General features: G+C 73.7%; 9 protein-coding genes. 3 read left to right on the top strand and 6 right to left on the bottom strand.

Annotated features, from left to right (window positions below; translation table 11 throughout):
• Positions 1-2: 2 nt before the first annotated feature.
• A complete protein-coding gene (locus IQ279_RS12450) occupies positions 3-755 on the bottom strand; it encodes an IclR family transcriptional regulator (protein ID WP_206348715.1) in 753 nt (250 codons plus the stop codon).
• A 5-nt stretch (positions 756-760) separates the two neighbouring features.
• Entirely contained in the window at positions 761-1,735 is a 975-nt protein-coding gene (locus tag IQ279_RS12445) for a sugar kinase (protein ID WP_241028029.1), read from the bottom strand.
• 218 nt (positions 1,736-1,953) lie between these two features.
• Between IQ279_RS12445 and IQ279_RS12440 the strand changes: the two genes are divergently transcribed.
• Positions 1,954-3,327 (top strand): amino acid deaminase, encoded by a 1,374-nt coding sequence (locus IQ279_RS12440; RefSeq protein ID WP_206348480.1) that lies wholly within the window; start codon positions 1,954-1,956, stop codon positions 3,325-3,327.
• A 57-nt stretch (positions 3,328-3,384) separates the two neighbouring features.
• The gene (locus IQ279_RS12435) at positions 3,385-4,983 is read left to right on the top strand and encodes an N-acyl-D-amino-acid deacylase family protein (RefSeq protein WP_206348479.1); all 1,599 of its coding nucleotides are present in this window, start codon (positions 3,385-3,387) and stop codon (positions 4,981-4,983) included.
• A gap of 43 nt (positions 4,984-5,026) precedes the next feature.
• Here the strand turns inward: IQ279_RS12435 and trhA are convergent, their stop codons facing one another.
• A complete protein-coding gene (gene trhA, locus IQ279_RS12430) occupies positions 5,027-5,770 on the bottom strand; it encodes a PAQR family membrane homeostasis protein TrhA (protein ID WP_206348478.1) in 744 nt (247 codons plus the stop codon).
• 237 nt (positions 5,771-6,007) lie between these two features.
• Between trhA and IQ279_RS12425 the strand changes: the two genes are divergently transcribed.
• Complete coding sequence (locus IQ279_RS12425; protein WP_206348477.1) at positions 6,008-7,843, top strand: phosphoenolpyruvate carboxykinase (GTP); 1,836 nt, start codon at positions 6,008-6,010, stop codon at positions 7,841-7,843.
• Positions 7,844-7,966: 123 nt separating this feature from the next.
• On the opposite strand, the gene IQ279_RS12420 is transcribed toward IQ279_RS12425, so the two are convergent.
• The 3 genes from IQ279_RS12420 to IQ279_RS12410 form a co-directional block, all read right to left on the bottom strand.
• Complete coding sequence (locus tag IQ279_RS12420) at positions 7,967-8,392, bottom strand: SCO4983 family protein (protein WP_206348476.1); 426 nt, start codon at positions 8,390-8,392, stop codon at positions 7,967-7,969.
• Between the two features lie 210 nt (positions 8,393-8,602).
• A complete protein-coding gene (locus IQ279_RS12415; RefSeq protein ID WP_206348475.1) occupies positions 8,603-9,814 on the bottom strand; it encodes a pyridoxal phosphate-dependent aminotransferase in 1,212 nt (403 codons plus the stop codon).
• Positions 9,815-9,909: 95 nt separating this feature from the next.
• Positions 9,910-12,015: a thioredoxin domain-containing protein gene (locus tag IQ279_RS12410; protein ID WP_206348474.1), complete on the bottom strand. Its 2,106-nt coding sequence runs from the start codon at positions 12,013-12,015 to the stop codon at positions 9,910-9,912.
• Between the last annotated feature and the right edge of the window lie 119 nt (positions 12,016-12,134).

The following is a 12,134-nucleotide window of genomic DNA, read 5'->3' as shown; positions in this document are numbered from 1 at the left end:
GCTCAGGGGGCGGGCGGCCTGCCCGAGTACTCGGCGCTGACGGCGTCGGCCGTACGCCGCACCAGGGGAAGCAGGCGCATGAGCTCGTCCGAGCCCGCGACGGCGGCGGGCGCGGAGACCGACAGCGCGGCGGCGACCCGGCCGTCCGCGCCGCGCACGGGGGCGGCGACGCAGTTGACCGTCTCCTCGTGGCCGCCGAGGTCGGTGGCCCAGCCCTGCTCGCGCACCCGGGCCAGCTCCTTCAGGAAGGCGTCCGGTCCGGGTGTGGAGCGGGGGGTGTGGCGGGGGTAGTCCAGGCGTTCGGCGAGCGCGCGCCGCTCGGCCTCGGGCAGATCGGCGAGGATGACCTTGGCGACCGCGGCGACGGTGACCGCCACCGGTCTGCCGATGCGCGAGTACATCCGCACCGGGTAGCGGCTCTCGACCTTGTCGATGTAGAGGACCTCGTCCTCCTGCCGAACCGCCAGGTGGACGGTGTGCCCGCACGCATCGTTCAGCTCGGCCAGGTACGGGTGGGCGACGGCGCGCACGTCGATGTTCTCCACGGCCTCCTGGGCCAGCGCGATCAGCCGCGCCCCCAGGCGGTAGCGCTGGTCGGCCTGGCGGTGGACCATGCCGTGCTCGTGCAGGGTGCGCAGCAGCCGCAGGGCGGTGGACTTGTGGACGTCCAGGTGCCGGGCGACCTGTTCGAGGCCCGCGGGCCCGCGCGCGAGCAGGGGGAGGATGCTCAGCGCCCGGTCGACGGTCTGGCTCATCTGTCTCATGCCTTCCGTGTGGTCCAGCCGGGGGTGAGCCGCAGTCTGCCCCAGGCGTCGTCGTCGAGCGCGGCCAGCCGGTCGGCCAGGGCCCGGCCGGGCGGCTCGGCGAGGTCGCCCGGGCAGGTGAGCGCGGCGGCGGCGGCCAGATGGCCGTGCCGCAGCCGTGCCCGCGGGGGCAGTCCGCGCAGGGTGGCCGAGAGGAATCCGGCGGCGAAGGCGTCCCCGGCGCCGACGGGGTCGGCCGTCTCCACGGACAGGGCGGGCACCTGGTAGGTGCCCGTCGCCGTGTGGGCCGTCGCGCCCCGTCCGCCGTCCTTGACCACGAGCACGGACGGCTCCGGCAGCAGTTCGCGCAGGGCGGCGGGGCCGGCCGCGCCCCAGGCGGCCCGCGCCTCGTCCGCGCCGGTGAAGACCAGGTCGCAGCGGCGGGCGAGGTCGAGCAGGACGGCCGGATCCCGCCTCTTCCACAGCCCCACCCGGTAGTTGACGTCGAAGGACAGCAGCGGCCGCCCGGGGCGGGGCTCGGTCAGTTCGTACAGCAGCTCCCGGCAGCCGTCGGACAGGGCCGCCGTGATGCCGCTGAGGTGGAGGATCCGGCCGGATTCGGCGGCGGCGCGGTCGACGGTGTCCGGGGACATCGCGGAGGCGGCCGATCCGGCGCGGTGGTAGAGCACCTCGGCCAGGGCCGGGTCGGCGGGCCGCTCGCCGGTGGTGGAGCGCTCGCCGCCGGTGCGGAAGTAGACGCCGGTGGGGCGGTCGGGGTCACGGCGCACCGCGGAGACGTCCACGCCGTGGGCGGCGATCTCGGCCAGTACGTGGTCGCCGAAGCCGTCCGTGCCCACGTGCCCGATCCAGCGGACCCGGTGGCCGGCGCGGGCGAGCAGGCAGGCGGTGTTGGACTCGGCGCCGCCGACGCCTCGGACGAAGACCGGGGAGTCGGCGAGCCTGCCGGGACCGGCGGGCCGGAAGGCCGCCATGCTCTCCCCCAGGCAGACCACGTCGAAGGGGGCCCCGGCGGGTGGGGAGGTCACGGGAGGCACTGTCACGGTCGCCCTCTCCTCCCCCGCTTCCCTCCCGGCCGTCCGTTGACCGGGCGTTCGCGGGGATGCTAGACAGCAACGAGCACTATGCGCAATAAACGTTGCACATATCGCAATCATTCTCCCGGGGTACGTCCCGGAGTCCGGAGTTCACCATGGCCGCCGAGCACCCCGATCACGCCGATCACACCGAGCGCCCCCGGCGGCCCGGGCATCCCCGGCACACCGGCGGGCCCGGACCCGCGGACCCCGTCGCCCGTCTCGCCGACGAGGTCGTCGACCACCGCTTCAAGGGGCTGCCCCCGGACGCGGCCGGACTGACGGTGGGCGAACTGGCGGCCCAGCGGCGCCCGCTGTTCACCGGCGGCTTCACCACCCCGGTGCTGACGCTGGCCGCCGGGGCGCTGGAGCACAACCTGCGGCAGCTGGGCGCCTTCGCCGACCGGCACGGCCTCGCCTTCGCCCCGCACGGCAAGACCTCGATGTCCCCGCAGCTGTTCCGGCGCCAGCTCGACCACGGCGCCTGGGGCATCACGGTCGCGGTGCCCTCCCAGGCGCGCGTCTGCCGGGCCTTCGGGGTGCGCCGGGTCTTCCTGGCCAACGAGGTGGTGGACGCCGCCGCGCTGCGCTGGATCGCCGGTGAGCTCGCGGCGGACCCGGAGGCGGTGATCGTCTGCTACGTGGACTCGGTGCGCGGCGTGGAGCTGATGGACGCCGCCCTGGCCCCGGTCCGCGACGCCTTCCCCGCCGCCCGCCCCCTCGACGTCGTCGTCGAGTCGGGCGTGGCGGGCGGCCGTACCGGTGTGCGCACCGCCGACGAGGCGGCACGGGTGGCGCGGGCGGTGGCCCGGGCGGCCTCGCTGCGGCTGGTCGGTGTCGCCGGTTACGAGGGCGAGGTCCCGGATGCCGACGCCGCGCGGGTGCGGGCCTGGCTGGAGGACCTGGTCGCGCTGGCCGCCGCCCTGGACGCGGCGGGCCACTTCGCCGCCCTGGGACCGGACGAGGAGATCGTGGTGAGTGCGGGCGGCAGCGCCTGGTTCGACGTGGTGGCCGAGGCCTTCGGGCGCGTTCCCAGGCTGTCGCGCCCGGTGCTGAAGCTGCTGCGCTCGGGCGCGTACGTCTCGCACGACGACGGCCACTACCGCCGCGCGACCCCGTTCAACCGCGTCCCCGGGCAGGGCTCGCTGCTGCCGGCGTTCCGGCTGTGGGCGCAGGTGGTCTCCCGGCCCGAGCCGCATCTGGCGTTCCTCAACGCGGGCAAGCGCGACGCCTCCTACGACCTGGGCCTGCCCCAGCCGGTGGCCGTCCGCACCGCCGGCGGCGCCGAGCGGGCCGCGGAGGGGATGGAGGTGGTGAAACTGGCCGACCAGCACGCGTTCCTCCGCCTCGCGCCGGGTGCGGAGCCTGAGGTGGGCGACTGGGTGGCGCTGGGCCTGTCGCATCCGTGCACGGTCTTCGACCGGTGGCAGCTCATCCCGGTCGCCGAGACCGACGGCACCATCACCGACTTCGTCCGCACGTTCTTCTGACCCCCTCTCCCGCCCAGCCCCGCCTACCACCCGAGAACCCGAGAACCGGAGTCCGCCGTGGAACTCGTCCTGCGCGGCGCACGCGTCGCCGACGGCACCCCAGCCCCCGCCCGCCGGGCCGACGTCGGCGTCGACGGCGGCCGGATCGCCGTGGTCCACCACGAGGGGGATCCCGGACCGCGCCCCGGCGCACGGCGCGTGCTGGAGGCGGACGGTCTCGTCCTCGCGCCCGGCTTCATCGACATGCACGCCCACAGCGACCTGGCGCTGCTGCGCGATCCCGCCCACGTCGCCAAGGTGGCCCAGGGCGTGACGCTGGAGGTGCTCGGGCAGGACGGCCTGTCGTACGCGCCGGTGGACGACCGCACCCTGGCGCGGGTGCGGCAGGCGATCACTGGCTGGAACGGGGACGGCTCGGACGTCGACTTCGACTGGCGGACCGTCGGGGAGTACCTGGACCGGCTCGACCGCGGCACCGCCGTCAACGCCGCCTATCTCGTCCCCCACGGCACGGTGCGGGCGATGGTGGCCGGCTGGGAGGACCGGCCCGCCACGCGGGAGGAGCTGGACAGGATGCGGCGCCTGGTGGCCGAGGGCCTGGAGCAGGGCGCGGTGGGGATGTCCTCCGGCCTGACCTACACCCCGGGGATGTACGCCCCCGACTCCGAGCTGACTGAGCTGTGCCGGGTGGTGGCGTCCTACGGCGGCTACCACTGCCCCCACCACCGCTCCTACGGCGCCGGCGCGCTGGAGGCGTACGCGCAGATGATCGAGGTCGCCCGCGCCTCGGGGTGCGCCCTGCACCTGGCGCACGCCACCGTGAACTTCCCCGTCAACGCCGGCCGCGCCCCCGAGCTGCTGGCCCTGCTGGACGCGGCCCTGGACGAGGGCGTGGACCTGACGCTGGACAGCTATCCCTACCTGCCCGGCTGCACCACCCTGGCCGCGCTGCTGCCGAGCTGGGCGGCCGAGGGCGGCCCCGGGGCGGCCCTGGCCCGGCTGCGGGATCCGGCGGCCTGCGCCCGGATCCGGTACGCCATGGAGACCGAGGGCTCGGACGGCTGCCACGGGGTGCCGGTCGACTGGGACACCGTGGAGGTCTCCGGGGTGACCGACCCCGCCCTGGCCGGATACGTGGGCCGCACGGTCGCACGGTCGGCGGCCGAGCGCGGCGAGGAGCCGTTCGCGGTGGCGCGGCGGCTGCTGCTCGGCGACCGGCTGGGCACCACCGTCCTCCAGCACGTCGGGCACGAGGGGAACGTCCGGGCGATCATGCGGCACCGCGCCCACACCGGCGGCAGCGACGGGATCCTCGTCGGCGGCCGGCCCCATCCGCGGGCGTGGGGCACCTTCCCGCACTACCTGGGCCGCTATGTGCGCGAGCTGGGCGTGCTGTCGCTGGAGGAGTGCGTGACGCGTCTGACCGGGCGGCCGGCCGCCCGGCTGCGGCTGCCGGACCGGGGCCTGGTGCGCGAGGGCTACCACGCCGACCTGGTGCTGTTCGATCCGGAGACGGTGGCGGCGGGGGCGACGTTCGAGGCGCCGCGCACCCCGCCGCTGGGCATCCCGCATGTGCTGGTCGGCGGCCGGTTCGCCGTCGAGGACGGCCGCCGCACCGATGTGCTCGCCGGCCGCTCGGTGCGGCGCGGCGGCTGACCCCGGCCGGCCGGGGGACGGGGCCGGGGGACGGGGCCGTGCGTCAGGTGGCGTTGTAGGCCACCAGGGAGATCCCCACGTAGTGGACGGCGAAGGCGGCCAGGGTGAGGGAGTGGAAGACCTCGTGGAAGCCGAACCAGCGCGGTGAGGGGTTCGGCCGCTTGATGCCGTAGACGAGGCCGCCCACGCTGTAGAGGAGGCCGCCGACGATCACGCACACCAGGACGGCGACGCCGCCCGCGCGCAGGAAGTCGGGCAGGAAGAACACCGCGGCCCAGCCCATCGCGATGTAGCAGGGGGTGTAGAGCCAGCGCGGCGCGCCGACCCAGAAGACGCGGAAGGCGATGCCCGCGACGGCGGCGGCCCAGATGCCCCACAGCAGCAACTGCCCGCGGCCTCCGGGGACGAGCAGGATCGTCAGGGGCGTGTAGGTGCCCGCGATGATCAGGAAGATGTTCGCGTGGTCGAGGCGGCGGAGCACCGCGTTGGCGCGCGGGCCCCAGTTCCCGCGGTGGTACAGGGCGCTGACGCCGAACAGCAGACAGGCGGTCAGTGTGTAGACCGCGCAGGCCAGGCGGCCGCGCGGGGTCTGCGCCAGGGCGGTCAGGAGGACCCCCGAGATCAGCACGGCCGGGAACATCCCGGCGTGCAGCCAGCCCCGCAGGCGGGGCTTGACGGGGTGGACGAGGTGAGCGGACCTCTCGGCCCCGTGGTCCTCGCGGTCCCCACGGCCGTCGCGGTCCTCGGCGGGCAGAGTCCTTGGGGATTCGGGCACTGCGGCGGTCATACGTCTCATCGTACCTACGTGACCGTAGGTTTCACCGCCGCGTGGCCATGCTCACCATACGGCCGTCTGGACAGAATCGCTCCAAAGGCGGAGTATCAAATGAGCGTGGTCGGCACCGGATGAGCAACGCCGCAGCATCCGGGTCGCAGCCCCCACGGGGCCGAGTCTGAAGTACGGATGAACAAAACGGATACACGTGCGGTATCCGGCACAAAACCCTCGACATCTGGAGCGATTGTGGCGCGCAGTACTGCGGCTCCCGGCACCAACACCCCCACCCGTCACCAGGAACTGATCGCCTGGGTCGACGAGATCGCGGCCCTCACCCAGCCCGACCGCGTCGTCTGGTGCGACGGCTCGGAGGCGGAGTACGACAGGCTCTGCGAGGAGCTGGCCGAGAAGGGCACCTTCACCAAGCTCGACCCGGTCAAGCGCCCCAACTCCTACTACGCCGCCTCCGACCCCTCCGACGTGGCACGCGTGGAGGACCGCACCTTCATCTGCTCCGAGAAGGAGGAGGACGCGGGCCCCACCAACCACTGGATGGACCCCGCGAAGATGCGCGAGGTCTTCACCGGGGCCGGCGGCGAGGGCGGCGTCTTCCGCGGCTCGATGCGCGGCCGGACGATGTACGTCGTCCCCTTCTGCATGGGCCCGCTGGGTTCCCCCCTCTCCGCGCTGGGCGTGGAGATCACCGACTCCGCGTACGTGGCCGTCTCCATGCGGACGATGACCCGCATGGGCAGCGCCGTCCTGGAGGAGCTGGGCGAGGACGGGACGTTCGTCAGGGCCGTCCACACCGTCGGCGCCCCGCTGGAGCCGGGCCGGGAGGACGTCCCCTGGCCGTGCAACTCCACCAAGTACATCTCCCACTTCCCCGAGACCCGCGAGATCTGGTCCTACGGCTCGGGCTACGGCGGCAACGCGCTGCTGGGCAAGAAGTGCTACGCACTGCGCATCGCCTCGGTGATGGCGCGCGACGAGGGCTGGCTCGCCGAGCACATGCTGATCCTCAAGCTGACGCCTCCCCGCGGTGAGTCGAAGTACGTCGCCGCCGCCTTCCCCAGCGCCTGCGGCAAGACCAACCTGGCGATGCTGGAGCCGACGATCCCGGGCTGGACGGTCGAGACGATCGGCGACGACATCGCCTGGATGCGCTTCGGCGAGGACGGCCGCCTCTACGCCATCAACCCCGAGGCCGGCTTCTTCGGCGTGGCGCCCGGCACCGGCGAGCACACCAACGCCAACGCGATGAAGACCCTGTGGGGCAACGCGATCTTCACCAACGTCGCGCTCACCGACGACGGCGACGTGTGGTGGGAGGGCATGACGGAGGAGCCCCCGGCCCGTCTGACCGACTGGCGGGGCGACGACTGGACGCCCGGCTCCGGCACCCCGGCCGCGCACCCCAACGCCCGCTTCACCGTGCCCGCCTCGCAGTGCCCGATCATCGCGCCGGAGTGGGAGGACCCCAGGGGCGTGCCGATCTCGGCGATCCTCTTCGGCGGACGCCGCGCCAGCGCGGTGCCGCTGGTGACGGAGTCCTTCGACTGGCAGCACGGTGTCTTCCTCGGCGCCAACGTGGCCTCGGAGAAGACCGCCGCGGCCGAGGGAAAGGTCGGCGAGCTGCGCCGCGACCCGTTCGCCATGCTGCCGTTCTGCGGCTACAACATGGGCGACTACATGGGCCACTGGCTGGAGGTCGGCGCCAAGGCGGACCCGGCGAAGCTGCCGAGGATCTACTACGTCAACTGGTTCCGCAAGGACGACGGCGGCCGGTTCGTGTGGCCGGGCTTCGGCGAGAACAGCCGGGTGCTCAAGTGGATCGTCGGCCGCCTGAACGGCGAGGCGGAGGGTGTCGAGACGCCCATCGGCGTCGTCCCGGCCAAGAGCGCCCTGGACACCGACGGCCTGGCGCTGCCCGAGGCGGACCTGGAGTTCCTGCTGAAGGTGGACGAGAAGGCCTGGCGCGAGGAGGCCGCCCTCATCCCCGAGCACCTGAACACCTTCGGCGGCCACACCCCGAAGGAGATGTGGGACGAGTACCACGCCCTGGTAGAGCGCCTGGGCTGAGCGGTCGGCCGGACAGCCGCCCGGCCGGGCCGCCGCGCGAGAGCCCGCGGGCCCTGTCCCGGCACAGGATGCCGGGACAGGGCCCGCGGGCTCGGCGGGCTTCCCGCCCCTGGCCGGCGCCGGTCAGCCGACCCCGGCCAGGCCGAGTTCCCGGGCGTGGGCCTCCAGCCGCTCGGCGGCCAGGGTCGCGGCCGCCGCGTCCGAGCGGGAGGTGGCCACGACCAGGGCCTGCCCGGCGAGCGTGTGGGCCCGCTGGTGGAGGGCCGCGACGCGGGATGCGTCGGCCCCGGCGGCGGACGGCTCGGCCCGCAGCGGGGCGCGCCCCGCGCACAACCGGGTGACCTGGGCGTCGAGCCGCCGCGCGGCCTCGTCCAGCTCCGTGTCCGGGGTGTGGGCGCGGAGCTCGTCGGTCACGGTCAGCAGCGCGGTGAGGTGGCCGGCGAGCCTGTTGTCCAGCTCCTCCTCGCGGGAGCGGCGCGGGAGGAGTCCCTCGGTCCTGGCCGGATCGGCCATGGTGTGGACCGACGGCGTGCGAATCGGTTCGTACATGGGATGGCCTCCTGGCTGATGCAGGAGGCCATCTTAACTTGGACTCTGTCTAAAGTTGTCGCGGGTGCAGAAAATTCTCCGCGTCCTCACCCGCTCCCGCCAGGCCTTTCCCGTCCGTCCGGACTCCGGTCGCCGCGCACCGCCCACCGGGCGCGAGGTGCTTCCCGGCCCCGCCCCGGAGCCGTCCCCTCGTGCCGCCCCAGTGCCGTCTCAGTGCTGGCCGTAGCCGTCCAGGAACTTCCCGATCCGCTGCACCGCGTCCGCCAGGTCCTGCGCCGGAGGCAGCGTGACGATGCGGAAGTGGTCCGGTTCGGGCCAGTTGAAGCCCGTCCCGTGGACGACCATGATCTTCTCCGTCCGCAGCAGGTCGAGGACCATCTGCCGGTCGTCCTTGATCCTGTAGACCTGGGGATCCAGCCTCGGGAAGAGGTACAGCGCCCCCCTGGGCTTCACACACGTCACGCCCGGGATGGACGTCAGCAGCTCGTACGCGGTGTCGCGCTGCTCCAGCAGCCGCCCGCCCGGCAGCACCAGATCGTTGATCGACTGCCGCCCGCCCAGCGCGGTGGCCACCGCGTACTGGGACGGCATGTTGGCGCACAGCCGCATGTTCGCCAGGATCGTCAGGCCCTCGATGTAGCTGGCGGCGTGCGTCTTCGGCCCGCAGACGGCCATCCACCCGCATCGGTACCCGGCCACCCGGTATGACTTGGACAGTCCGTTGAAGGTGACGGTCAGCAGGTCGGGGGCGACGGCGGCGGTGGGGGTGTGGGTGGCGCCGTCGTAGAGGATCTTGTCGTAGATCTCGTCGGAGTAGACGATCAGGCCGTGGCGGCGGGCGATGTCCGTCAGACCGCGCAGCACCTCTTCGCCGTAGACGGCACCGGTGGGGTTGTTCGGGTTGATGACGACGATCGCCCTGGTGCGGTCGGTCACCTTGCTCTCGATGTCGGCCAGGTCCGGCATCCAGTCGGACTGCTCGTCGCACCGGTAGTGCACGGCCGTGCCGCCCGACAGCGAGACCGAGGCCGTCCACAGCGGGTAGTCCGGCGCCGGCACCAGCACCTCGTCGCCGTCGTCCAGCAGCGCCTGCATCGACATCTGGATCAGCTCGGAGGCGCCGTTGCCGATGTAGACGTCCTCGACGTCCAGCTCGATGCCCTTGGTCTGGTAGTACTGCATCACCGCGCGCCGGGCCGCCAGCAGCCCCTTGGCGTCGCCGTAGCCGTGCGCCGACCCGACGTTGCGCAGCATGTCCTCGAGGATCTCCGGCGGGCACTCGAAGCCGAAGGGCGCGGGATTGCCGGTGTTGAGCTTGAGGATGCGGTGACCCGCCGCCTCCAGCCGCATGGCCTCCTCGAGAACCGGGCCCCGGATCTCGTAGCAGACATTGGCGAGTTTCGTCGACTGGATCACCTGCATGACCGCCACTGTACGGACACCCCGGGCCGGGCGCTCCGTGTTTTTCCCCACGCGGGTGACGCGCGGACGGCATACGGGCGGCGAAAGCGGCCGCCTCACGCCCCGGCGGGCGCCCCCACCGTCCGCGCCAGCCGCTCCGGATCGGCCGTGGGGGCGTCGCACGCGAAGTGCCGGCAGACGTACGCGGCCGGGCGGCCGTCCAGCAGCGGCCGGCCGCGCAGCAGCGCGGGCGTCTCCTCGTCCGCGCCACCGCCCGCCCCGCTGCCCGCGCCGCCTCCCGCGCCCCGGCCGCCGTCCGCCGACGGCTCGCCCACGGCCACCACCGCGCCGGGCGCGGTGGCCAGCAGGGCGGTGCGGTGCAGCACGGCGGTGGCCGGATCGCCCGCCGGACCGACCACCGCGATCTCGCGCGGCCCGTCCAGCGCCGCCTCGGCGGCGGCCAGGCCCCAGCCGATGAAGCGCGGCACGCGCGGGGCCAGCGCCGTCACCACGCCCAGCGCCCGCTCGGCGGCCTCACGGTGGCGGGAGGAGCCGGTGTGGGCGGCGTACGACAGCAGGGCCGCGGCGGCGGCCGTCCAGCCGGAGGGCGCGGCGTTGTCGGTGGGGTCCTGGGGGCGGCGGATGAGCCGCTCGGCGTCGTCGGCGGTGTCGTACAGGGTGCCGTCGGCGGCGGTGAAGCGCGTCAGCACGGTCTCCAGCAGGGTGCCGGCCAGCCCCAGCCAGCAGCTCTCGCCGGTCACCGAGTACAGGGCGAGGAAGCCCTCGGCCACGTCGCCGTAGTCCTCCAGCACTCCGGCTCCGGAGCCCGCGGCGCCGTCGCGGGAGGTGCGCGCCAGACGTCCGCCCGCATCGAGGTGGACGGCGACCAGCAGGTCGGCGGCGGCGGTGGCCGCCTCCACCAGGTCGGGGCGGTCGAAGTAGGCGCCGGTCTCGGCGAGCGCGGCGATCGCCAGCCCGTTCCAGGCGGCGACGGCCTTGTCGTCCCGGCCGGGACGCGGACGCGCGGACCGGGCGTCCAGCAGCCTGCGGCGCACCGACTCGATCCGTCCGGCGTCCGCGGGGCCGTCGGTGTCCGGGAGCCGCAGGACGGAGGCCCCCTCCTCGAAGGTGCCCTCCTCGGTCACCCCGAAGTGGGCGGCGGCCAGCTCCGCGTCCTCCTCACCGAGGACCTCGCGCAGCTCCGCGGGCGTCCAGACGTAGTACGCCCCCTCCCGGTGCCGCCCGGTGCCGTCGTCGCTGTCGGCGTCCAGCGCGGAGGCGAAGGCGCCCTGGGGGGTGCGCAGTTCGCGGACCATGAAGTCGGCCGTCTCCAGCGCGACCCGCCGCGCCCGCTCGCTGCCTGTGGCACGCCACAGGTGCGCGTACACCCGGCACAGCAGCGCGTTGTCGTAGAGCATCTTCTCGAAGTGGGGCACCGTCCAGGCGGCGTCCACCGAGTAGCGGGCGAAGCCGCCGCCGAGCTGGTCGTAGAGGCCACCGCGCGCCATCGCCTCGCAGGTCGCCTCCACCATCTGCAGCGCGCCCTCGGAGCCGGTGCGGGCGTGGTGGCGCAGCAGGAACTCCAGCACCATCGACGGCGGGAACTTCGGCGCGCCGCCGAAGCCGCCGTGCCGCGCGTCGAACTCGCGGGTCAGCGCGAGCAGCGCCGAGCCCACCTCCTCCGGCCGGGGCGGGCGCGGGGCGTCCCCGCCGCCGTAGCCGATGCTCCGCCCCGCCAGGTCCGCCACGATCCGCCCGGCCACCTCGGCGACCTCCTCGCGCCGGTCGGTCCAGGCGGCGCGCACCCCTTCCAGCACCTGGCGGAAGGAGGGCATCCCGTGCCGGGGCTCGGGCGGGAAGTAGGTGCCGAAGTAGAACGGTTCACCGTCCGGCGTCAGGAAGACGGTCATGGGCCAGCCGCCCTGCCCGGTGGCGGCCTGGACCGCCTCCATGTAGACGGCGTCGACGTCCGGGCGCTCCTCGCGGTCCACCTTGACGGACACGTAGTGGGCGTTGAGGTACTCGGCGGTGGCCCCGTCCTCGAAGGACTCGTGCGCCATCACGTGGCACCAGTGGCATGCGGAGTAACCGACCGAGAGCAGAACGGGTACATCACGCCGTTTCGCTTCCTCGAACGCCTCCGGTCCCCACGGCCACCAGTCGACCGGATTGTCAGCGTGCTGAAGCAGATAAGGCGAGGTCACACCAGCCAACCGGTTCATACGCCCCAGCCTCTCACAGCGTCTGCCGCGGCCGGTGAAGCGCTGACGCCCCCGCCTCACTCGGCCGAATTGCACTTGTGCGCCATTACATGACGGGAGGCTCCTTTCCTTCCGAGTCG

The organism is Streptomyces verrucosisporus, from assembly GCF_017114865.1.
Classification (GTDB): Bacteria; Actinomycetota; Actinomycetes; order Streptomycetales; family Streptomycetaceae; genus Streptomyces; species Streptomyces fenghuangensis.
Note: the sequence above shows the minus strand (reverse complement) of the source record. Positions and strands in the feature narration are given on the sequence as shown.